Below are 23,349 nucleotides of genomic sequence, written 5' to 3'. Positions count from 1 at the left end.
CTCTGCCCCTTTGGGGTGGGGGGCTTTTTTTGTCGCGATTTGAGACACTTCACCTGAAACGTGCGCGAATCACTTTGGTGAAAAACCGACCGCTTGGTCGGTGAATCAAAAGATCAATATCTTACGCGAAATGACCTCCCCATTTATGGGGAGGTCAAATGGGGGAATACCGGGGCGCGAAAACACATGCGAAGGTTGTTTACCCAACTGGCGAGATCGAGGCTTTACATGTCTGATGAATGGATCATTGATGTTCTTACTGACCTGAAGGCTTACGCGGTGAAAAATGGTTTGAACGTCACGGCTGACCAGCTGGATGACGCGCGACTGATCGCCATGACAGAAATCGCCTCCGCCTCACGTCAAGAGACGGAGAACGCGCGCGACTATGAAAAACCGGTTGGAAGACCTTGTCTCTACGTTGCAGGCGGCGAACTCGCTTGAAGACCTGCAAGCCGTAACCGAGGCTCTGCGGGATCATTATGACGTTTTGCACACGGTGTATCACTGGGTGAATTCCGTCGGTGAACGCTTTGGGGCGGGCACCTATAGCGCCGAATGGGTAGACCGGTATCTGGAAAAAGATTACCTGCGAATTGATCCGGTAATTTTCGGCTGTTTTCAAAGGTTTACGCCGGTAATCTGGAAGTCTCTGGACTGGTCGTCAAAGGCGGCGCGTGAGATGTTTCAGGATGCGATGGACCATGGTCTGGGCAACCAGGGCTTCACGATTCCGATCCGTGGCCCAAATGGCCAATTCGCGCTTTTTACCATGAATGCGACCGCCGAAGATGACGCATGGGAAACCTTCGTTGATGATAACACCCGTGACCTGATGATCATTTCGCACGAGCTGAACAAAAAGGCGCTGGAGTTTGAGAAATGGGGGCAGGATGTGCAATCCCCGACATTGTCGCCGCGTGAACTGACCGCGATGACCTGTTTGGCAAAGGGGATGAATCGCGCGCAATCAGCGGCGGAAATGAACATTTCCGAGCACACTTTAAGGGTGTATATCGAATCGGCGCGTCATAAGCTCGGCGCCATGAATACAACCCATGCGGTAGCGCGGGCGTTGTCGACGGGAATCATCATCGTATAAAATACACCTAAAACGCTTAAGATATTTGCCTTATTTTAACCATGAGGCGACCATCATTTGGCTAACTTATCGGACAAAGGAGCCAAACCGATGCTGCGCTATCTCTATGGTAATGATTTGAACAACTTCCCTCTGCTTGCAGACACCATGTTTCGCGATCGTGCGGAACAGTTTTCCCGTCGGTTGGGCTGGGACGTTCATGTGGACGATGCAGGCCACGAGCGGGACGAATATGACGACATGAACCCTCTTTACGTGATCTGGGAACAGGCCGATGGTCGCCATGGCGGCTCGATGCGTTTTCTACCTACGGTGGGACAGACCATGGTCAACGACCATTTCGACCATCTGACGGATGGGGTGCATATCGAAAGCCCGCTGATCTGGGAATGCACCCGCTTTTGTCTCGCCCCTGGTGCAGACCGTCGGGCCTCGGCCGCACTGGCGCTCGGAGCAGGTGAATTGATGGCCGCCTTCAAACTGCGCCACTATGTCGGAGTGTTCGATCCGCGGATGGAACGTATCTATCGCCTGATGGGGCTGGAGCCCGAGGTCATCGGAACCGCGGGTGAAGGCAAGGACCGTATCGGTGTCGGCCTTTGGTCGATGAACGAGGCCGCTTTTGCACCCACTCTTGAACGTGTCGGCGTGGATCGCGAAACCAGCAAGAACTGGCTGCGTTATTCGCTGGGTCTTGGCCAGCGGGTTGCAACACCCGACGCGATCTCGGCAAGTGCATAAGTGATTATCAGACTGATCGGCGCCATAGGTGCTGGCGCCGCATCAGAGCGCAGGGTAGGGTCGCGCCATGACAGCTGGCGCGCACCTGACCTTTTCTGATGACCAGGCCGATGCCCATGACCGCGTGGCCGAGATGTTGCGCGGAGCGGGCGTCGATTTGGATGATGCGCTGCTGACGCCATTGTCCGACGGCACGTCACAGGTGATGGCGGTCGTCGGCAAGGCGGGATCCGGCAAGACCATGCTGCTGGCCGAACTCTATCGCGCGTTGGAAGACGCCGGGGTCGAGGTCGTGTCCGGCGACTGGGAAGGCAAGCGGCGCAAGGATCGCCGGACCCTGGCCATTCTGGCCCCGACCAACAAGGCCGCCAGCGTGTTGCGCAACCGTGGCGTCCCCGCGACCACGATCCACCGCATCCTGTACACCCCTGTCTATGACCCGGAATACGAAAAGATCGCCGAATGGCTCGCCGGCAACGGAGAGCGCCCGGCCATCGAAGGGCTGACCGATGCCGCGCTGGACCGGGCGCACGCCTTCTATCAGGCGCAGAAATCCATTCCCGGTGCCTTGGCAGCGGCGGGGTTGCGAGGGTCGGATTTCATCACCGGCTGGAAGCGGCGCGACGATCCTTTGGACATCGGGTTCGTCGACGAAAGCTCGATGCTGGATGAAAAGCAATTCAATGACTTGCGCGAGATCTTTCCGACGCTGGTCCTGTTTGGCGACCCCGCGCAGCTGGCCCCCGTGGGGCAATCGGGCGAGATGGTGTTCGACCGTTTGGGCGATAATCGCAAGATGGTGTTGCATCGAATTCACCGGCAGGAACAGGATAACCCCATTCTGGACCTCGCCCATGCGCTGGCGGACGACACGCTCGATTTCGCATCCTTCGAACGCATGATCGACGAGGCCGCGCAGAGGGACGATCGCGTGGTGGTCGCGCCTCGGGTGAATGCAGACCTGATGGCGCGGTCCCCGGTTCTGGTCTGGCGCAATGTGACGCGGGTGCGTCTGATCACGGCGTTCCGGGGGGCGTTTGGTGCGCCCGAACACGAGTTGATGCCGGGCGAGCCGTTGATCTGTGACGGGATCGAGCTGCCGTTGAAGCATCGCAAGAAACGCATTGATCTTGAGGCCCGTGGCCTGATCAAGGGCGCGCAGTGTATCTATCTGGGCCCCGGCAAACGCCCCGGGTTTTCGCGGCTGCACGTTTTGGGGGCAGAGGATCCGCAACTGTCCGCCGCCTCGATCATCAAGATTGAAAGGCCGGACGAGGAAGAGCCGTTCATCCCCTATGCCGCCCATATGGGCGCGGCTTTCCTGCACGGCGCGGCGGTGACCATACACAAGGCGCAGGGGTCGCAATGGCCTGAAGTGCAGGTGTTCGCACCTGATATCTGGGCCGCGTCGCGCGCCGGGCGCACCGAAGCCGGGTTGCCCCTTTGGAAACGTCTGGCTTATGTCGCGATCACACGGGCCGAGACTCGTCTGCATTGGGTCAAACGCTATGCCATGGCCTGGCCCGAGGCGGCGTTGTCGACCCGTGACCTGGCCGCAAAACCTGTCGAATTGACCCTGGATGCGCCAGAAGAAGGCGCGGCCTGACCCGGTCGGTTCAGGTGCGCAGGATCACGCGGAACAGGGCCGACGCCCCCCATCCGGCGGCAATCGCGATCACCAGGGACAGGATGCCATAGACCAGCGGCTGTTCATGGGCGAGGTTGAAGATCCAGCGTTCCAGCCCGACCTTCTGCACGTTGATGACCGTTTCATACTGGGATGCCACGCTGCCTTCGCGGGTCAGATAGATCCGCGTGCGATAATCGCCTTCGGTCAGGTTGGACGGCAGCGCGATGCGTGTGTCAAACAGCGTCTCTTCCTGCAAGGTCACGCTGTTTTCCATCAACTTGTACAGTCCCGATTTCTCTCGGATGCGGATCAGGGCACGGGTGAAATCACGCGGATCTTCGTTGGTGAAGGGGTTGTCGCTGATACGGATTGACCGCTCGACCGAGATGACGTGCTTCAGGTCGTCCAGAATCGACAGGGTTTCCGTCAATGGGGCCGAGGTCGCAACCGCATAGAAGCTGGGCGCGGCTGCCAGTTCGATCGCGTCGGTATTGATCCAGATGCCGAAACGCCGATCCTTCTTGCGCACCGTCACAGGATGCGCCGGACCTTCCACCACGACAATCACCTGAAGCGGGCTGTCGCTGGGCGGGGGTGCGTCGCGTTTGACCGCGCCAAAGATCAGGATCTCTGATCCCACAAACGTTGCGGTGATCGAAACACGGTTCTGGCTCAGCCCGGCGACCACCTTTTCGGCCCGCGCGGGCAGGGCGGCACACAGGGCCAGCGTCAGAAGGGCGAGCAATCGCAGCATCAGTGCCCCCCCTTCGCGCCGATTTCATAAAGCTCTGCGGGCTGGATCAACAGGTCCAGCGCCAGCTTGCCGCAGACCACCAGCACCATCAGCGCCAAAAGAACGCGCAATTGCTCGGCCTTCAGTTTCACGCCGATACGCGCACCGATCTGCGCCCCCACGACCCCACCGATCAGCAAAAGAACCGCCAGGCCCATATCGACGGTGAAGTTGGTCGTGGCATGCAGAAGAGTGGTGAAGGCGGTTACGAAGATGATTTGGAACAGCGAGGTCCCGACGACCACCTTGGTGGGCATCCCCAGCAGATAGATCATCGCGGGCACCATGATAAACCCGCCACCCACACCCATGATGGCGGCCAGAATACCCACCAACACCCCCACCAAAATGGGCGGAATGACCGAGATATAGAGCCCCGATGTGCGGAACTTCATCTTGAAGGGCAGGTTGTGGACCCAGGTATGCTTGCGCCGTGTCGGCACCACGGTGCCACCGCGTGTCTTCATCAGCGCCCGCAGGCTTTCGACGAACATCAGCGACCCGATGATGCCAAGAAAGACGACATAGGACAGCTTGACCAGCAGATCGACCTGCCCGATGGCCTTCAGGGCATTGAAGAGTTGCACGCCCAAGGCAGCCCCGATCAGGCCGCCGATCAGCAGCACCACCCCCATCCGCAGATCCACCGTCTTGCGCTTCAGATGCGCCAATACGCCCGAAAACGAACTGGCGACGATCTGGTTGGCTTCAGTGGCCACCGCCACGGCAGGGGGGATGCCGATGAAGAACAGCAAAGGCGTCATCAGAAATCCGCCGCCCACGCCGAACATGCCCGACAGAACACCCACGATCCCCCCAAGCCCCAGCAACAGAAACGCGTTTACGGAAACCTCGGCGATTGGCAGGTAAATCTGCATTGAAAAACTCTGGGCTGGCGGTGTGTTGGCGACGTGTATCCTTATTGGCCCAAGACGCGGGGGTTAGTCACGTGTTAAGTAGCGCCGAACCAGTTTTTCCAGCTTTTCAGCGCCAAGTGGCGCCATCGCCTTGGTGTGTTCGTGGCTGATCGCCTCGTCCGACAGGCCTTGTGCCATGTTGGTGATGGTCGAAAAGGCGGCGACGCGAAGCCCGAGGAAGCGCGCCAGAATCACCTCGGGCACGGTGGACATGCCAACCGCATCCGCGCCCAGGGTGCGAATGGCGCGGATTTCTGCGGGTGTTTCAAACGAGGGGCCGGAATACCAGGCATAGATGCCGGGGGTCAGTGTGATACCCTCGTCCTTGGCGATCGCGGAAAATGCACTTTGCATGTCAGCGTCATAAGCGCCGCCCATGGGAACAAACCGCTCGTCCGATGCTTCTCCGATCAATGGGTTCAGCCCTGAGAAGTTGATGTGGTCCGAAATCAGCATCAGTTCGCCCGGCGGAATGTCGAGCCGCATGGACCCGGCCGCATTGGTCAGGATCAGGCGATCCGCCCCGAGTTCTTTCAGAAGCTCCAGCGGCAGGCGCATCGCATCCGCCTTGCCATTTTCATAGTAATGCGACCGGCCCCCGAACACGGCGACGCGGGTTCCCTCCAACTGTCCGATCACCAGCTTGGGGTTGTGACCGGACACATGGGCCTGCGGAAAGCCGTCCAGCTGATCATAAGGGATCGACACGCCATCGACCGTTTCGGCCAGATGCCCCAGGCCCGAGCCGAGCACCAGCCCGACCTCGACCGGTTCTGCCCCGGCAAGGTCGCGCACCTGGCGGGCCAGCGCCTCAGCGTTCTTTGACATATGGTTGCCCCCCTGCTTTCGGTGCCACAGCGGTGCCGCCGAAGCCTGCCAGAATGATAACGGTCAGGATATAGGGCAGGGCCTGCATGAACTGAACGGGGATGACGAAAGTGCCAAGGTCGATGTTCTGATACCGGTTGGCGATAGCTTCGAGCAGCCCGAACAGAAGCGTGGCATAGAGCGCATGCCAGGGCCGCCAGCGGGCAAAGATCAGCGCCGCCAGCGCGATATAGCCGCGCCCCGCGCTCATTTCCTTGACGAAACCGGCGGCCAGCCCGGTTGCAAGATAAACACCGGCAAGACCACAAAGAGTTCCCGCGATCAGCATCGCCGCATAGCGCAGCCGGATCACCGACACACCCGCCGTATCGACCGCAGCCGGGTTTTCCCCGACGGCACGCAGGCGCAGGCCGAAGCGGGTGCGATACAGAACAAACCACGACAGAGGCACCATCAGAAGCGCCACATAGACAAGGATCGTGTGACCCGACAGAAGGTCAGAGTAGATCGGCCCAAGGATCGGCACATCGGCCACCGCATTGGCAAAGGGAAGCTCGACCGGAGAAAAGCGTTGCCCGCCGGACAGGCTGGGCGTGCGCCCCCCCAAGCCGAACCAGGCGGTGCCGATCAGGATCGTGATGCCCGATGCAAAGAAATTCAGCGCAACGCCTGAAATCAACTGGTTGCCCTGAAAGGTGATCGAGGCAAGACCGTGCACGCCCGAGAACGCGATGGACGATGCGACACCTGCCAACAGCCCCAGCCAGACCGATCCGGTCGCAGCTGCCACCGCCGCCGAGAAAAAGGCCGAGGCGAGGATCTTGCCTTCAAGCCCGATGTCGAAAATACCCGCCCGTTCGGAAAACAACCCGGCAAGACAGGCCAGCAAAAGGGGCGTGGCCAGGCGCAGGGCGCTGTCGGCGATTTGGATGATCGTCAGGAAATCCATCAGTTCGCCCCCCGTTTCGCGGCCCGGATGAAGATGCGTTCCACCGGCCCCCGGACCATGTTGTCTAGCGCCCCGGTGAACAGGATCACCAGCGCCTGAATGACGGTGACCAGTTCGCGCGGGATTTTCGTCCACAGCGACAATTCGCTGCCGCCCTGATACAGAAACCCGAACAGCAGCGCCGCCAGCAAAACGCCGAACGGGTGGTTGCGACCCATCAGCGCCACGGCGATGCCGATGAAGCCCGCCCCCTCGACCGAGTTCAGGACAAGCCGTTCAGCCTCGCCCATGGTGTTGTTGATCGACATCATGCCCGACAGCCCGCCGGACAGCAGCATCGCCACCATGATGATCTTGAAAGGCGAAATGCCGGCATAGACGGAAGCATCCTGTGACAGGCCGAAAGCCCGGATCTCATATCCCAATCGCGACCGCCACATCAGAAGATACACGATCACGCAAGCTGCCAGCGCCACGAATAACGAGACATTCACCGGTGCCGATTTCGAGAAGCTGATCCCGATGGGGGCCAGAACCTCGTGCAACGTGGGCAGGTGGGTTGCCTCGGGAAATGCGGCGGTCTGTGGGTTCATTTCGCCTTGTGGGCGCAGCACATTGACCAGCACATAGTTCAGAAGCGATGCGGCGATGAAGTTGAACATGATCGTGGTGATCACCACATGGCTGCCGCGGCGGGCTTGCAGATACGCCGGAATGAACGCCCACGCCGCCCCGAAAATGGCCCCGCCTGCCATCGCAAACAGCAAGGCGACGGACCAGTGGGGAAACGGGATGTAAAGGCAGACGAGCGCCACGCCCAGCCCGCCGATCATCGCCTGACCTTCACCGCCAATGTTGAACATTGCGGCCTTGAAGGCAATCGACACCGCCAGGCCCGTAAAGATGAAGTTGGTGGCATAATACAGCGTATAGCCCCAGCCGTAAGTCGACCCCAGCGCGCCGGTGATCATGGTTTGCAGCGCCTTGATCGGGTTCTCGCCGATGGCCAGAATGACCAGGCCGGACAGCACAAAGGCGATCAACAGGTTCAAAAGCGGGATCAGGGCCACATCGGCCCATTTGGGCATTTTCTGCATCAGGCTGCGTCCCCTTCCTGCGTGACCCCGGCCATCATCAGGCCAAGCTCGCGTTCGTCGGTCTGATCAGGCAGGCGTTCACCCATGATGTGCCCATCGAACATCACCGCGATCCGGTCACTGAGCGACAGGATCTCCTCCAACTCGACCGAGACAAGAAGCACGGCCTTTCCTTCATCGCGCAAGGCAATGATCTGCTTGTGGATAAACTCGATCGCGCCGATGTCCACGCCACGGGTCGGCTGACCGACAAGAAGAAGGTCGGGGTTGCGCTCGATCTCGCGGGCGACGACGATCTTTTGCTGATTGCCACCCGAAAAGCTTTTGGCCTCCAGAAGCGGATTGGGCGGGCGCACATCGAAGCGATCCATCTTGTCCTGCGCGACCTCAAGGATTTTTGCGTTATCCATCAGCAACTTGTTCTTCTGATATTCCGGCGCATGATGATAGCCGAACACAACGTTTTGCCAGGCCGGGAAGTCCATGATCAGACCATGTTCCTGCCGATCCTCGGGCACATGCGCAATGCCGCGCCTGCGCCGCGACCGCCCGTCCGAATACTTCCCGGTCAGGTCGATCGGCTCATCGTTGACGCGGATTTCGCCCGTGGCTTTGGCATATCCGCCCAGAACCTCCAGCAATTGTGACTGGCCGTTGCCGGACACACCGGCAATGCCCAGAATCTCGCCGGCTCGAACATTCAGCGAGATGCCCTTCAGACGTTCGACGCCGTGGTCGTCGACCATGCGCAGGTTTTCGACCTCTAGCACCTTTTTGCCGGGCTTTGCGGGCACTTTATCGACACGCAGCAGCACCTTGCGGCCCACCATCAGCTCGGCCAGATGCTCGGGGTTGGTGTCTTTGGTCTTGACCGTCGCGGTCATTTCACCGCGACGCATGACGGACACGGTGTCGGTGATTTCCATGATCTCGCGCAGTTTATGTGTGATCAGGATGATCGTCTTGCCCTGATCACGCAGACCGTTGAGGATACGGAACAGGTGGTCGGCCTCGGCGGGGGTCAACACGCCCGTCGGTTCGTCCAGAATAAGAATGTCGGCTTCGCGATAAAGGGCTTTCAGAATCTCGACACGTTGCTGCACACCGACGCCAAGATCTTCGATCAGCATGTCCGGATCAACGTGGAGTTCGTATTCTTCCGCAAGTGATTTCAGTGACTTGCGCGCCTTGGCGAGGGATGGTTTCAACATCGCGCCGTCTTCGACCCCAAGGATCACATTCTCAAGCACCGAGAAATTTTCAACCAGTTTGAAGTGCTGGAACACCATCCCGATCCCGGCGGCAATCGCCGCCTGGCTGTCGGGGATCTGGGTTTCCTTGCCGTGAATGAAGATTTGCCCTTCATCGGCCTTGTAAAACCCATAGAGAATGGACATCAGCGTCGATTTTCCCGCGCCGTTTTCGCCGATGATCCCGTGGATCGTGCCCGGCTGCACGGAAATCGAGATGTCCTTGTTCGCCTGCACCGGCCCGAAGGCCTTCGAGATGCCGCGAAGTTCGATGGCGGGGGCAACAGTCGCCTGTTGCCCCCCTTTTGTCACCTCAGCCATTGCCGGATCAGAACTTCATCACGGGGCAGGTGTCATCCGACTGATAGTCGTGGACGGTGATCTCGCCTGCGATGATCTTGGCCTTCGCCTCTTCAACGGCCGCCTTCATTTCGTCGGTGACCAGTTCGGCATTGTGCTCGTCCATGGCAAGGCCGACACCCTCATGCGCCAGATCCATCACGCGCACGCCTGGCTTCAGGTTTTCGCCTTCCACCATCGCTTCATAGACCGATACATCGACCCGTTTGACCATCGAGGTCAGCACCTTTCCGGGATGCAGATAGTTCTGATTGCTGTCCACACCGATCGACAACACGCCTTCGTCGGCGGCGGTCTGCAACACGCCCAGACCGGTGCCGCCCGCTGCCGCATAGATCACGTCCGCACCCTGGCTGATCTGCGCTTTCGTCAGTTCGCCACCCTTCACCGGGTCATTCCAAGCGGTCGGCGTGGTGCCGGTCATGTTCGAGATGATTTTGGCGTCCGGGTTGGTTGCCAGAACACCCTGCGCATAGCCACAGCCGAATTTTCGGATCAGCGGAATGTCCATCCCGCCCACAAAGCCGACAGTGCCCGATTTCGAGGCCATGGCCGCCATGATCCCGGCCAGATACGAGCCTTCGTGTTCGGCAAAGGCCACGTTCAACACGTTGGGAGCGTCCGACCAGCCATCATTGGTCACAAACGTGGTTTCGGGGAAATCGGGGGCAACTTCGGACAGGGCGGCGGACATGGCAAAGCCAAGGGTGATCACCGGGTTTGCACCGGTTTCGGCAAAGCGGCGCAGGGCTTGCTCGCGCTGGGCTTCGGACTGAAGCTCGATCTCAAGATAGTTTCCGCCTGTTTCCTTCGCCCATTTCTCGGCGCCGTTATAGCCGGCTTCGTTGAACGATTTGTCAAACTTGCCGCCAAGGTCGAAGATGATCGCGGGGTCGGCCAATGCCGCCCCGGCGGTCAGGGCCATCGACGCCGCTGCGCCAAGAAATGTCTTCATCAGGGTCATGTTGATACTCCCGGTTGTTGGTGTTGGGGGTCGCGGACGGAATGTCAGCCGATTCCCAAGGTCTGCGAGCAGATCGCTGAATAGGATCATCCGGGATTTTGGGCAAAGGGCAAGGGTGGGGTCAACATTAAGTTTCGCCGCCTGCCCTGAAAACGTCTATTATTCAGAAGGTTCACGCAAGGGAAGCTGCTTTTCCAGCAGGATGGCATCGACGCTGTCACCCGTTTGACGTGCATAATAGCCCACCCGGCGACCAGATTCGGCCCATCCCGCCGATCCATACAATGCGCGTGCCGTGGTATTGTCTTCGGCCACTTCAAGAAACGCACGGATGGCACCGCGCGCTCTGGCCTGATCTTCGAACGCAGACAGCAACTGTCGGCCGATCCCCTGACCTTGATGGTCGGGATCAACCGCGATGGTCAGAAGCTCGGCTTCGTCAAGGATCGTGCGTCCCATGACGAACCCCTGATCAAAACCTGCCACGAAGACATGCGGCGTGGACAGCAGGGATTGCATCTCGGCCGCGCTCCAGGGGCGTTGATCAGCGAACGCCGCCGCATGAAGCGACGCAAGCACAAGCGGGGTCGGCTGTGTGCACATGGATCAGGGCAGGATAACCGGCGCCGGGTCGCGCGGCGGGGCGGCATCGGCGGCGCGGATGTAGAGCGGGGCAGGGCGCGGGATCGGGGTCGGCCCGGCGGCGGCAAGGCGCTTTGCGGCGATCCTGGCAATGGTTGGGGCAGAGTCTGCCATGGCGTTTGGACCGATCCGCGCGCCTTCAAGTGCAGCGGCTTCCCGGCTTGAAAGAAGCATTGGCGCTTCGTCCGGGGCACCATCGCGAAGATACTGGGCGTATACATGATCGCGCCGCGCGTCGATCAGGGACCAGACCGGGCGCGGGGCGTCGAAGGCTTGCGCATCCAGCGACGAGACACCGATCGCGGGCACGTCCAGCGACAGCGCCAGACCCCGTGCGGCGGCAACGGAAATACGGATGCCTGTGAAATTGCCGGGTCCGATCCCGACCCCGATGGCATCAAGATCGGTCCACGAATACGCCGCCTCGGCCAGCAGCACTTCCAGAAGCGGCATCAGGCGTTCCGCTTGTCCGCGTGCCATGTCTTCGTATCGCGATGCGACGATCGTCTCACCTGACAGCAAAGCGGCCGCGCAATGCGCGGCCGATGTGTCAAATGCCAGGATCAGCGGGTCATGCGGCAACGGGGCGCACCTCGACCACCTCGGGGATATAGTGCTTCAGCAGGTTTTCGATCCCCATCTTCAGCGTCAGTGTCGAAGACGGGCAACCCGCGCAAGCCCCCTGCATGTGCAAATAGACAATGCCGCGATCGAACCCGTGGAATGTGATGTCGCCCCCGTCCTGGGCCACGGCGGGCCGCACGCGGGTGTCCAGCAGTTCCTTGATCTGTTCGACAATCTCGCTGTCCTCGCCATCATGTTCGGCATGGCCAGCGGGGGCGCTGGCCTCGCCGGCCATGACGGGTTGGCCGGACTGGTAGTGTTCCATGATTGCGCCAAGGATGGCGGGTTTGATGTGATCCCACTCGACCTCATCGGCCTTGGTCACTGTGACGAAGTCGGCGCCGAAGAACACGCCGGTCACACCCTGCACCTTGAAAACCCGTTCCGCCAAGGGAGAGCTGCCCGCAGTGTCAGCAGTGGGGAAGTCAGCCGTCCCCGTGCCCAGAACCGCCTGTCCGGGCAGGAATTTCAGGGTCGCGGGGTTTGGAGTGGATTCTGTTTGGATGAACATGTTGGCGCACCTTTTTTGTCAGGTTTGATATGGGCCTCGCGCTGGGCAGAGTCAAGCCAATGGACCCGTTCAGGTGATCTCTTCCAGCCGGTCCTTGGACATTTCACCGGGCACGATGGTCATCGGCACCGGTAGCGTGGCCGAGGCTCGCATCATCTGGCTGATGATCGGGCCCGGTCCGTTCTTTTCCGACCCGGCCCCCAAGACGAGCACCCCGATATCGGGGTTTTCGTTGATCTGGGCAATGATCTCGGGGACGGCTTCGCCTTCGCGGATGACCAGTTCGGGGTCCACCCCCTGCCGGTCGCGCATCCACTTGGCGTAAACTTCGAAATGCACGGTGATCCGCTCGCGGGCCTCTTCGCGCATGATGTTGCCCACACCGATCCAGTGATTGAATTCATCTGGCGCGATGATGGACAGAACCTGAACTCCGGCACCGGTCTTGGCGGCGCGCATGGCCGCGAAGCGCATGGCGTTCAGGCATTCGCGACTGTCGTCAAGAATCACAAGGAACTTGCGCATGTTGGCCCTCCGGAAACGGGGTCAGTCTGCACATGGGGCCGGGTGCTGTCCACGTTTTTCAGCGCGTCGCACCACGGGCAATGCGGGTCGCATATCCAGTAATCAGGATCGCCAGCACGACAAGCCGTCCGACATGCGCGGCGGCCACGAAACTGGGGTCAGCCCCCATGGCGACGCCCACGATGATCATCGTTTCCAGACCCCCCGGCGCAAATCCGACCAGCATGTCCAGGACCGGCAGACCAGACAGATGGGCCGCAGGGATCGCAACCACCGCCGCCAGCGAGGCGGTCAGCACGACGACCACCGCGCCTGCGGCAAAATTGCGTTTCAACTCGCGCCAGGTCACCCCTGAAAAACGCGTGCCGATCAGACATCCCATCATCACCAGCACGACCTGGCTGACCCAGGGGGGCAGATTGCCATCGACCACGCCGGTCAGGTGAAACGCCGCTGCCGCAATCATCGCTGCCAGCAGAACGGGGGCGGGCAGGCGCAACCGGATTAGAAGCGGGGTCAATGCCAGCGCCAGCAGAAGTTCGGCCCCGATCATCAGCCAGGGCGCAGTCGCCCGGCCCACGGGCAGACCGGGGCCAAGCTCGATCCCAGACAGGCGCGCCGCGACGGGAACGAACAGGCTGAGCGCCAGAACCCGGAACGAGGCTAGGATCGCCGGGCGCGCCACCGGGATGCCAAGGCTGTCGGACAGGGACACCACAAGGCTCAGATGACCGGGCGCGGCGGACAGGAAGGCTTCGTCGCGATCAAAGCCCATGCTGCGGGTCAACACCCAGCGCCCGACATAGGGGGTGGCAATGGTTAACGCTGCCAGCATGGCAAAGGCTATGGGCCAGCGGATCACGGCCTCGATGCTGGTCGGAGTGACCATCGACCCGACGGTGATCCCGACCAGGATGAAGATCACGTTGCGCAGGGGCGGTGCGATGTCCGTGTCCAATCCGCGCAGGCTGGCAAAGGCCACCACAAGGGCGGGGCCAAGCAGGAACCCCATTGGCAGATTGACCGCCCAGGCGATGGCAGCCCCGACCGATCCGACGCCAAGGGTCAGGATCGTCCTGTAAGGCTCACGCATTAGAATGCGCCCAGTCCCAGTAAAGTTCGCGCACGCGGCGCGTCATCGGGCCGGAGTCGTACTTGGTGCCATCAAATTCACTGACCGGCGTGACCTTCATCATGTTGCCGGACAGAAAGACCTCGCCCGCGTTGCGGAAATCGTCGAAGCTCAGCACGGTCTCATGCACTGTGATCCCGTCCGCGCGCATGTTCGCAATGTGGCGGGCGCGGGTGATTCCGGCCAGAAAGCAGCCATTGGCGATGGGGGTGAACACCTCGCCATCGCGCACCATGAACACGTTGGCCGAGGAGGTTTCGGCCACATTCCCCAGCGCATCGGCCACCAAGGCGTTGCCGTAGCCTTTCGCGCGGGCCTCGGCCAGCATCCGCGCGTTGTTCGGGTAAAGACACCCGGCTTTGGCGTTGACCACGGCGTCCTCCATAACCGGGCGGCGAAAGCGCGTGGTGGTCAGGGTGGTCGCGGCTGTTTCCGGCGCCATCGGGATTTCTTCAAGCGAGATGGCAAAGCCCGTGGCCCCCTCTTTCGGCACAATGCCAAGATCGCCGCCTTCCAGCGCCCAATACATTGGCCGGATATAGACAGCGGCGTCCTTGGGATAGGTTGCCAGCCCTTCCTTGGCGATCTCGACCATATCGGCAGTTGTGACGGTCGGTGTGATCATCAGGGCTTCGGCGGATCGGTTCACGCGGGCGCAGTGGGGTTCCAGATCCGGGTGGATGCCCTCGAAATAGCGCGCGCCATCAAAAACGGTCGTGCCCAGCCACGCCCCATGGTCCGCTGCCCGCATTGTGTACACATCGCCATCATGCCATGTGCCGTTGAAATAGGTGCGGATATTGGTGCCGGTCGCCATCGAAGCCTCCTTCAAATTCGGGGCGAGATTATCAGGCAAAAGACCGGTGTCCAGACCCGGTGCATGGCAGGGGCAGGGGGTCAGCGGATGCCGATATCGGCCAAAGCGGCGGCGAGGTCACTGGGCAGGGACGAGTCACCCGCGTCACCGCCTGTGGACAGATCGCGCGGCGCATCCTTTGGCGGCAGATAGCGCCAGCCCTGAAAGGCGCGGCGTGGTTGGCTTTCGGTGCGGATCACTCTCGGGTCCAGCACGATGCCGCACCGGCGGATGCCATCCTCGCCAATCACCTCGTCCAGCCGGATCACGCGTTGGCGCGCCAGCACGAATCCCTTGAACACCCAGTAAAGCGACCCGCCTGATACAAGCTCGCTTTCACGCTTGGGCCACATGCGTGTGACGTGGCGCGGATTGGGCTGACCGCTTTCGGCCATACGCGCGGCCTGCCATGTTTCCAGATCTTCCACTTTCTCTGCTCCCACACAGAGTTTTACCAGATTTATGGTGCTGGCCACGATCTCACCCCAGATATTGTGGTTAGTCTGCCACTTTACGCCGAATCCTGTGCTTTGGCAATTGACCTTCCCCGGCCCGATCGCCTAGTCTGAAAAGCCTTCCAACCCGCACAGGAATCGTCTGCATGAGCCGTTTTGCTGCCCCCATCGCCGAACAAATCTGGGATATGAAATACCGGCTGAAACAGGCCGATGGGACGGCCGAGGACAAGACGGTCGAGGATACTTGGCGCCGCGTCGCCCGCGCCCTGTCCGAGGCCGAGCCGGAGCAGGAAAACGCTTTCTATGACGCACTGGAAGATTTCAAGTTTCTTCCCGCAGGCCGCATCACCGCAGGCGCCGGGACGGGTCGTTCCGTGACCCTGTTCAACTGTTTCGTCATGGGCACGATCCCCGACAGCATGGGCGGCATTTTCGACATGTTGAAAGAGGCCGCGTTGACCATGCAGCAGGGCGGCGGGATCGGCTATGATTTCTCGACCATCCGGCCACGCGGCGCGGATGTGAAGGGCGTGGCGGCGGATGCCTCTGGTCCGCTTTCATTCATGGATGTGTGGGACGCGATGTGCCGCACGATTATGTCGGCAGGTTCACGGCGGGGCGCGATGATGGCGACCATGCGGTGTGACCACCCCGACATCGAAGATTTCATCACCGCCAAATCCGATGCTGCCCGTCTACGCATGTTCAACATGTCGGTGCTGGTCACCGATGATTTCATGCAGGCCGTGAAGGACGACGCAAGCTGGGATCTGAAATTCGACGATACGATCTATCACACGGTCGAGGCACGCGATCTTTGGAACAAGATCATGAAGGCGACCTATGATTACGCCGAGCCGGGCGTGATCTTCATCGACCGCATCAACCAGATGAACAACCTGGCCTATTGCGAAACGATCGCCGCGACGAACCCCTGCGGCGAACAGCCCTTGCCACCCTATGGCGCGTGCCTTCTTGGCTCGATCAACCTTGCACGACTGGTTGCCGATCCGTTCGAAGATGCTGCCCATCTGGATGGCGAGGCACTGACCGAGCTGGTCGCGACAGCGGTGCGCATGATGGACAATGTGGTGGACGCCAGCCGCTTCCCGCTGGAGGCGCAACGGCAGGAAGCTCAAGCGAAACGCCGCATCGGCCTCGGCGTGACCGGGCTGGCGGATGCGCTGTTGATGATGGGTTTGCGCTATGGCTCGGACGAAGCCGCCGCCCAGACCGAGGCTTGGATGAAGCAGATCGCGCGGGCGGCCTATCTGGCGTCAGTGGAGCTTGCGAAAGAGAAGGGGCCGTTCCCGCTGTTTCATGCCGAGAAATATCTGGCCTCCGGCTCGCTCACCCATATGGACGAGGATGTGCGCGACGCGATCCGCGAACATGGCATCCGCAACGCGCTGCTGACCTCGATCGCGCCCACCGGCACGATCAGCCTGTATGCGGGCAACGTGTCGTCAGGCATCGAACCGGTGTTCGCCTATGCCTATACCCGCAAGGTGTTGCAAAAAGACGGCTCGCGCACGGAAGAAGAGGTTGTGGATTACGCCGTCCAGATGTGGCGCGACAAGTTTGGTGACAAGGAGTTGCCCGATTACTTCGTGAACGCACAGACGCTGGCACCACTGGATCATGTGAAGATGCAGGCGGCGGCCCAGAAATGGATCGACAGTTCGATTTCCAAGACCATCAACTGCCCCGACGATATCAGTTTCGAGGCGTTCAAGGACGTTTACATGGAGGCCTGGGACAGCGGCTGCAAAGGCTGCACGACCTACCGCCCGAACGAGGTCACAGGGTCCGTCCTGTCCGTGTCCGAGGACAGCGAAAAGGCGCCCGAGGCCGATAGCGGTGCAGATGTCGTCTATATCTCAGAGCCGCTGGACCGCCCGCAATCGCTGGAAGGCCATACCTACAAGGTCAAATGGCCCGACAGCGAACATGCGATCTATATCACCGTGAACGATCTGGTTCTGAACGGCCACCGCCGCCCGTTCGAGGTGTTCATCAACTCGAAGAACATGGAGCATTTTGCGTGGACTGTCGCGCTGACCCGCATGATCTCGGCCGTATTCCGGCGCGGTGGCGATGTGAGCTTCGTGGTGGAGGAGTTGAAAGCTGTCTTTGACCCGCGCGGTGGGGCGTGGATGGAAGGGAAATACATCCCCTCAATCCTCGCGGCCATCGGCGGGGTCATCGAACGCCACATGGTTGCCACGGGCTTCCTTGAAGGCGAAGGTATGGGCCTGAAAACCGACCCACAAGCCGAGGTCATCAACCTGGGCAACGCCCCGCGCGGTCCCGCCTGCCCAAGCTGCGGCCAATACGACATGCGCATGATCGAAGGCTGCATGACCTGCGCGTCTTGCGGGCATTCGAAGTGTAGTGGTTAGATGGCTTAGTCCAGTTGCTGTGCAGTTTGTAGAGCAATGAATGCATTCACGAGGGGTAATCAGCCAGATTGCACCCTCGTGAAGGGCCTATCATCGACCTCTGGCGTTTTGGAGGAATCTGTTCGACGATGTTTTCGCGGCTCGTAAGGCCAAACACTAATTTCTCAACGTTCGGCACTCAAAACTATCGCTTTTGAGCGCACGGGTAGCAGGCCCGATGCGGTGTAGCCTTCATACAGCGCAACCGTATCGGGCCTGCGGCCTTTCAGGCGATAGATGTCGATCCTTAGTAATGTAAGAAAAAATGACCAACGCGATCGCGTGAGGGTTTGCGTCTCGCTTGGCGCGGTTATTCATTTCCCTCCGGAGAACGGACAGTTGAGTTGTATCCATGGAGGAATTGGAGAAAAGCTCAATACTCCAGCAGTGTATTTAGATAACAAACTGATATTAAACTAAAATATCCGGTTTAGGCCGCAGATTAGATCTGCACCCCATCAAGGAATTTGAGTATTGTGGCCCATCTGCAACGCTCAAATCTTCTATCTAACCTATTAATTTTAGACGTTTTTTTACAGGCTTCCATTCGTTTGGATCTGCACCCCATCGGAAATTAAGGTGCATATCTGATTTACCGTCCCTAAACGAGAAGTATGCGCACCCATTTTCCGGGGAGGTGCGAAGGGTCAATGGGGTAAGGTTAGAGTGGCAAGAACGCAAACATATCGTGCTTCGCTAAACTTCTTTGAGGGGGAGAGTGGCGAAATCCGAGCCATGATCGTTGACAGAGAAACGTTTGCGCCGTCTATCTCGGGGGCCCTCTACGAGGCCTCAGCCTGCTATCGATACCAATCTCCCAACACATTTGAGAATGTGATGCGGGGGGCGCAAGCGCTCGTCTCCTGGTCTCTGGAGACAGGGTTTAATTTGGACGCGCGCTTGATCCAGGGCAAACCGCTCGACAGGCGGGAAATTGAAAACTTCGCAAACTGGCTCCAAGAGTGCATGCAACGCGGGGATATGGCGCTACGCCGAAAGCAAGTTGACACCTTCAATGGGCGTATCCGGGCCGCAGAGGCTATGGTCCGTTGGTTCATCGAGACGTTCTGCGACGGTAGAGGATATGAGTTGCCGCGTGCGTCCATCGTTGACGCTGCACTCACGACCTCTAAGAGGGAATGGCAAAATGTTAAGAAAAGGCGTGTTCATGACGACATCGCTCCAGATTTGGACGATGATACTGTCAAAGCAATTGATACCTTTCTGAAGAACGCGGCGGAACGGGAAAAGCCTGAACCGCGATGGGTCAGAGCATACTTGATATGGCGGCTCACGATTGAATTCGGGTTCCGTCTCGGCGAGATCCTCGCCCTTCGCCTTCAAGACTGTCCGACACGCTCAGATCCCACGATCCGCGTCGTTCGCATTGAAGAGCGCGACGGTCCGCCGGACCCCCGGGGCCGCTTAGCACCTCGACCTAAGACTTTGTCTCGAGAACTTGCGCCGATCCTCTCGAATAGCCCAGTCCCTCGACTGATAGCCGATTATCAGTTCAATCATCGGGTCCGGAACGTCCGAGGCGCAAACGGTCGAAAATCGCGGCGGCCGGTTCTCGGTCACAATTATCTTCTGGTTAGTTGCAGTGGAGCGCCTCTCCCGAGGTCCTCAGCTTTCGGTTTGGCAAGAAGCATATCGGAGGAAGTCGGGGCCCAGTTCACTTGGCATCTCGGTCGCCACGCCTTTTTCAACCGCGCTTATGCAGCGGCCGATATGATCGACGATCCTTCAGTCAAAGCTGTAAGGGTGGACGATCTGGTTTATTGGGGAGGCTGGAGCGACCCTAAAAGCTTGGCCATATATTCCCGACGGACACGCCAAGAGCGCGCGAGAAGTGGTTTGGCGGCTTGGAGACAAGACATTGAGCCTTTGGCGGACTTCCCATGAAGTATGACCCTACATCGGGGTTCTGGCTTGATCGAGCCGGCGTGCGGTTTCTAAAGAACGAATTTAGACCGGACAAACCCACATATATTCGCGTCACCGAATGGCAGTGGTCGGCAGAACACTTGAATCGTGAGCACCGTCTGGTTTGGCCAAAGAGGTTCCCTCGTGAAGTGAAACCATATTTCGAAAGTGCACTTAGGGTGTTGATGCGGCGCAAGGCGCCTTCAATTCTGCGGCAATATGATCTGCTTCTCCGTCATCTTTGTTGCCTCGAGGCGAGTTTGCCACCCCTAACAAAGTCAAATCTCCTCAATTACAGGGCTCTCAAGACCCTTTGGACCTCTCTTCGACCAAGTTACCGACCGCATTTCAGAACGCTGATCTGTATGGTGTTGGAAGAGATCGATCCGCGCCAAGGCCAGGTTCTGGCGTCCGAAATACAATCATGGGGCGCCAACAGACGGCTTGAAAGTGGAAAGTCTATTTTGGAGTGGGACCCTCACGCGGGAGCCATGACGTCGGCGGAGATCGAAGTTCTACGTCGGCATTTGAGCCCTGCTGAAAATGAAAACATAGAGACTCATTTTGCAAGAGTATTCACACGTCTGACGTTGAATACTCTAAGACGCCCATCGCAGTTGTTGGAAATTGCAGGAGATGGTCTGCGCCGACATAAGACGCGCTTTGGCGAGACCGCCGAGGTTCGCATTCCCTTAGGCAAGGGCCAAGCCGCCCGGGGGGGGCGTTGGGAGACAATTTCCACCGAGCTTGTCGCCGATATTGAAGCCTACAGAGCTCGCCCAGAGATACTTGGGTCAAGCCTACGACAGGAAGTTCTTCTTCCCTACGTAACCCGCAGGAAGGAGGGTGATCGGATTGAAGTCCGAAAGGCCTACGGCGCTCTTGCGAAAGCATGTGTTCAGAATTGGGTTGCATCGATTGGGGTGAAAAGTCCCCGGACCGGTGATCTTCTTAGTGTGAGTCTTCGTCGTATTAGACATACCGGTGCCACCCATATGGCTATGCAGGGGTATTCTTTGCAGCTGATCGCCGATGTTTTGCAGCACGATATCGAGAGTAGTGCGCGTTATTATATCGACGCTGTTGGAGTGGAGTTCATTCCTGTCTTCGAGAAGATGGATCGGAATCTGGGAGGACGTTTCTCTGCGCTGCGAGATGCATGGTTTTCAGGGAAGATTGTTGATGGCCAACTCTCTGTGGGCCAGCCGATTTTTGTCCCGAAGGGTAAAGCTCCTGCTATTGTCGGCGAATGCGGAAGTAAAGACGCCTGTGGCAAACATCCTCTGTTCAGTTGCTACACTTGTGAACACTTCCTGGCATTCCGAAGTGCTGATCATCACTCAGTTTTGGATTACTTGCAGGAGGAGTATGAGCATTGGAGGACAGCAGAATTCCCGAATGGGCGCTCTAAAGTCATGAAAGACTTTGATAGGGCCGCAGTGGGTGTTCGCGAAGTCATAGATCAAATTAAAAATGTTGGTAAAATTGATGAGGCCTAAAGAAATTGTGGACCGGCTCATCCCAGAAGCACAGCAACCACAGTTTTCGGAGGTGATTTCTGGTTACATCAATGCCGCGCCAAATTGGTTAGACTTCAATTCTAATAATTGGAATATCGCTCCGCTTCACAGGCTGGCCTCGGTAAAGAAATATACTATTAACTTCGACGCTATCAGCCACCTGGGTATTCGAGGCATAGCAAAAATATACTGTATCTACTTATTGGTAGAAAAGGGAGTGGGGCCACAAAGTATTAGAGCGGCGTGGGAGATGTTGGTTGTGCTCGGGGAGATGCCAGCCGCCAGATCCGTCGAGAGTCTTAATTCGGAAGATTTTTATTGGGTCGAGAAAAAAACTTTTGAGACATTTTCGACTGGAACTGCGCATCGTCGTTGCACTACGCTTGCTGTGTTCGGACGCTGGCTGACTAAGAATACTTCCCTCAGGATATCTTATTTCCAAAAGCATAAAGCGAACCCGATTTTCGGTCGTGGTGGAACTGAGGCAGGGCGACGACAAAAACTTCTTCCTGACGAGGTTGTTCAGCAACTACTCGCCGCTCGTCATGCCAGTGAAATGTCGGAAAGAGACCAGTTTTTCCTTGCAGCGATAGCCGTATCAGTTTGCACCGGATTTCGAGTGGAGGAAATGTTGACCCTGCCACGGGATTGCTTGGTTGATGAAGGTGATGCACTCATTATTCGGTGTTTTGCAGCAAAAGGCGGGAAGATTGTTCCACGCATCGTTCCCCCAGAGTTGGAGAAAATTGCCAGGGACGCGATCGCATATCTTTTGGCCGTGACAGAGCCCGCTCGGCAGCGTGCACGAGAACTCTATAAAGCTAAGGAGATTTCCTGGGAGGCTGTGATCTCCGGTGGTGACGAGGAGGACATTAAGTATTTTGTTCGCCGCTGGTTGGCCGACTGGATCACACATCCATTCAATCGTTTAATTGACACAGAGGAAGTGTTCTTCACTCCAAGAGGTGGCCCCTCCCAATGGCTTCCTCTGGGCGAGATTTTTAGGCGGCATAATGGGAATGTATCGGCCATATCTCGTGAAATGGGAATAGATCGAAGGTCGGTCGCGTTGCTTTGTGAGCAGCTTATTTCCTCCCGACAAGGCCGAGTATATCTTGGCGGGAAGAACTTACAGGCACAACGATCGTTCGATACTGATGTTCGGTTTCCGTCTGTTTCAGGGCTCGCATCCTGCATAGGCTATAAGAGCATTACCGGCCATGCGTATTCCGTGATCTCGGAGCTTGTTAAAGAAGCTCGTGTGATGATGGTTCATCAGAAGCCATTTGCACCCCCAATAGAGAATCCGGAAATAGAAAGTAAATACATATATGACACTGCGATTTTGCAGTGCCGTCATACTGGTAAGGTGTTTCTGCATATGCATGAGGCCCTCATGGTTGTATTCAAGGATCAGCTATCTCACCACATTGCAGCAAATATGGAAGTGGTCACTCGGGTCACCGGATCAAGCTTTGCTCATTGGCTTTCCGGATATAAGCGAGATCGGGGCACCGGGAAACCGACTGATAGCCTCTGTGCGCGTCTTGGAATAGTCGATCCGCGCACCGGTTCGATTGCCGAGTTCACTCATCACGATTTCAGGCATTGGCTTAACACGGCCTACGAAAATGGCGGTCTGACACAGACCCAGATCGCAACATTGTTCAATCGAAAGTCTGTTTCCGGGAATTCAATTTACAGTCAAACAAGCGTGGAGACCCGTCGCGATCGGCTGGAGACAGCAATGTCCAAGGGAAAACTGGTTGGACACGTGGCGGAAACCTTTAGCCGTCTTTCCAAAGACACACCAGAGGAAGCTTCCGAATATCTGGCTTCGGCTGTTCAATTTTATAATCCTATGCCGCACGGTATCTGTCGCATGAACTGGGCGGTAGAGCCTTGCCCTCATACGCTCAGTTGCTTCAGTTGCGGCGGCGATGAGAGCTTGTGCGAGCATTTGATAGTCGACTTGTCGGAAGATAGTCAAGTTTGTGAAATACGAAGGGTTAACGAAAACGTGTTGCAACCAAGTAGAAATGTCACCTGGTTCGCAAAGCAGAAATGTCACTCTGAGCGCAAC

Annotated in this window: 21 protein-coding genes; 7 read left to right on the top strand and 14 right to left on the bottom strand. The window is 58.3% G+C overall.

All coding sequences use genetic code 11. The features are described from left to right. The first annotated feature begins 228 nt into the window (after nucleotides 1–228). The 4 genes from IE188_RS10065 to IE188_RS10050 all read left to right on the top strand — a co-directional run bounded on the left by IE188_RS10065 (nucleotide 229) and on the right by IE188_RS10050 (nucleotide 3,449). Nucleotides 229–444, top strand: a complete 216-nt coding sequence (locus IE188_RS10065) for a hypothetical protein (RefSeq protein ID WP_191286372.1) — start codon at nucleotides 229–231, stop codon at nucleotides 442–444. Then, nucleotides 389–1,102 carry a helix-turn-helix transcriptional regulator gene (locus tag IE188_RS10060; RefSeq protein WP_191286371.1) on the top strand — a complete coding sequence of 238 codons (714 nt, stop codon included), beginning with the start codon at nucleotides 389–391 and terminating at the stop codon, nucleotides 1,100–1,102. Before IE188_RS10065 ends, IE188_RS10060 begins: the two co-directional genes overlap by 56 nt. Before the next feature lie 90 nt (nucleotides 1,103–1,192). Further along, nucleotides 1,193–1,843 carry an acyl-homoserine-lactone synthase gene (locus IE188_RS10055; protein WP_191286370.1) on the top strand — a complete coding sequence of 217 codons (651 nt, stop codon included), beginning with the start codon at nucleotides 1,193–1,195 and terminating at the stop codon, nucleotides 1,841–1,843. Nucleotides 1,844–1,910: 67 nt separating this feature from the next. Further along, a complete protein-coding gene (locus tag IE188_RS10050) occupies nucleotides 1,911–3,449 on the top strand; it encodes an ATP-dependent DNA helicase (protein ID WP_191286369.1) in 1,539 nt (512 codons plus the stop codon). A gap of 10 nt (nucleotides 3,450–3,459) precedes the next feature. Here the strand turns inward: IE188_RS10050 and IE188_RS10045 are convergent, their stop codons facing one another. The 14 genes from IE188_RS10045 to IE188_RS09980 all read right to left on the bottom strand — a co-directional run bounded on the left by IE188_RS10045 (nucleotide 3,460) and on the right by IE188_RS09980 (nucleotide 15,397). Then, complete coding sequence (locus IE188_RS10045; protein ID WP_191286368.1) at nucleotides 3,460–4,227, bottom strand: TIGR02186 family protein; 768 nt, start codon at nucleotides 4,225–4,227, stop codon at nucleotides 3,460–3,462. After that, nucleotides 4,227–5,144, bottom strand: coding sequence for a sulfite exporter TauE/SafE family protein (locus IE188_RS10040; RefSeq protein WP_191286367.1), 918 nt, complete (start codon nucleotides 5,142–5,144; stop codon nucleotides 4,227–4,229). Before IE188_RS10040 ends, IE188_RS10045 begins: the two co-directional genes overlap by 1 nt. A 63-nt stretch (nucleotides 5,145–5,207) precedes the next feature. Beyond that, nucleotides 5,208–6,011 carry a purine-nucleoside phosphorylase gene (locus IE188_RS10035; protein WP_191286366.1) on the bottom strand — a complete coding sequence of 268 codons (804 nt, stop codon included), beginning with the start codon at nucleotides 6,009–6,011 and terminating at the stop codon, nucleotides 5,208–5,210. Further along, on the bottom strand, nucleotides 5,995–6,960 hold the full coding sequence (locus IE188_RS10030; RefSeq protein WP_191286365.1) for an ABC transporter permease: 966 nt from the start codon (nucleotides 6,958–6,960) through the stop codon (nucleotides 5,995–5,997). Before IE188_RS10030 ends, IE188_RS10035 begins: the two co-directional genes overlap by 17 nt. Continuing rightward, complete coding sequence (locus tag IE188_RS10025; protein WP_191286364.1) at nucleotides 6,960–8,057, bottom strand: ABC transporter permease; 1,098 nt, start codon at nucleotides 8,055–8,057, stop codon at nucleotides 6,960–6,962. The genes IE188_RS10030 and IE188_RS10025 overlap by 1 nt, the downstream gene beginning before the upstream one ends. After that, entirely contained in the window at nucleotides 8,057–9,628 is a 1,572-nt protein-coding gene (locus IE188_RS10020; RefSeq protein ID WP_191286363.1) for an ABC transporter ATP-binding protein, read from the bottom strand. The genes IE188_RS10025 and IE188_RS10020 overlap by 1 nt, the downstream gene beginning before the upstream one ends. A 7-nt stretch (nucleotides 9,629–9,635) precedes the next feature. Further along, the gene (locus IE188_RS10015; protein WP_191286362.1) at nucleotides 9,636–10,631 is read right to left on the bottom strand and encodes a BMP family lipoprotein; all 996 of its coding nucleotides are present in this window, start codon (nucleotides 10,629–10,631) and stop codon (nucleotides 9,636–9,638) included. 159 nt (nucleotides 10,632–10,790) lie between these two features. Continuing rightward, entirely contained in the window at nucleotides 10,791–11,234 is a 444-nt protein-coding gene (gene rimI, locus IE188_RS10010) for a ribosomal protein S18-alanine N-acetyltransferase (protein WP_191286361.1), read from the bottom strand. A 3-nt stretch (nucleotides 11,235–11,237) separates the two neighbouring features. Then, on the bottom strand, nucleotides 11,238–11,855 hold the full coding sequence (tsaB, locus tag IE188_RS10005; protein WP_191286360.1) for a tRNA (adenosine(37)-N6)-threonylcarbamoyltransferase complex dimerization subunit type 1 TsaB: 618 nt from the start codon (nucleotides 11,853–11,855) through the stop codon (nucleotides 11,238–11,240). Then, nucleotides 11,845–12,408, bottom strand: coding sequence for a NifU family protein (locus IE188_RS10000; protein WP_191286359.1), 564 nt, complete (start codon nucleotides 12,406–12,408; stop codon nucleotides 11,845–11,847). The genes tsaB and IE188_RS10000 overlap by 11 nt, the downstream gene beginning before the upstream one ends. A gap of 69 nt (nucleotides 12,409–12,477) precedes the next feature. After that, entirely contained in the window at nucleotides 12,478–12,933 is a 456-nt protein-coding gene (locus tag IE188_RS09995) for a universal stress protein (RefSeq protein WP_191286358.1), read from the bottom strand. A 58-nt stretch (nucleotides 12,934–12,991) separates the two neighbouring features. After that, entirely contained in the window at nucleotides 12,992–14,026 is a 1,035-nt protein-coding gene (locus IE188_RS09990; protein ID WP_191286357.1) for an AbrB family transcriptional regulator, read from the bottom strand. Continuing rightward, nucleotides 14,019–14,882 carry a branched-chain amino acid aminotransferase gene (locus IE188_RS09985; RefSeq protein WP_191286356.1) on the bottom strand — a complete coding sequence of 288 codons (864 nt, stop codon included), beginning with the start codon at nucleotides 14,880–14,882 and terminating at the stop codon, nucleotides 14,019–14,021. The genes IE188_RS09990 and IE188_RS09985 overlap by 8 nt, the downstream gene beginning before the upstream one ends. 80 nt (nucleotides 14,883–14,962) lie before the next feature. After that, complete coding sequence (locus IE188_RS09980; protein WP_191286355.1) at nucleotides 14,963–15,397, bottom strand: DUF1489 family protein; 435 nt, start codon at nucleotides 15,395–15,397, stop codon at nucleotides 14,963–14,965. A gap of 125 nt (nucleotides 15,398–15,522) precedes the next feature. Here IE188_RS09980 and IE188_RS09975 point away from each other — a divergent pair, with 125 nt between their 5' ends. The 3 genes from IE188_RS09975 to IE188_RS09965 all read left to right on the top strand — a co-directional run. Beyond that, the gene (locus IE188_RS09975) at nucleotides 15,523–17,781 is read left to right on the top strand and encodes an adenosylcobalamin-dependent ribonucleoside-diphosphate reductase (RefSeq protein WP_191286354.1); all 2,259 of its coding nucleotides are present in this window, start codon (nucleotides 15,523–15,525) and stop codon (nucleotides 17,779–17,781) included. 1,940 nt (nucleotides 17,782–19,721) lie between these two features. Continuing rightward, a complete protein-coding gene (locus IE188_RS09970; RefSeq protein WP_191286353.1) occupies nucleotides 19,722–21,245 on the top strand; it encodes a site-specific integrase in 1,524 nt (507 codons plus the stop codon). Then, nucleotides 21,235–23,349 (top strand): hypothetical protein (locus IE188_RS09965; protein WP_191286352.1); only part of this gene is annotated, 2,115 nt, incomplete at its 3' end. The genes IE188_RS09970 and IE188_RS09965, both read left to right, overlap by 11 nt.

The organism is Aliiroseovarius zhejiangensis (assembly GCF_014656375.1).
GTDB lineage: Bacteria > Pseudomonadota > Alphaproteobacteria > Rhodobacterales > Rhodobacteraceae > Aliiroseovarius > Aliiroseovarius zhejiangensis.
The sequence above is the reverse complement of the archived record's forward strand: the minus strand, read 5'-3'. Positions and strand labels throughout refer to the sequence as shown.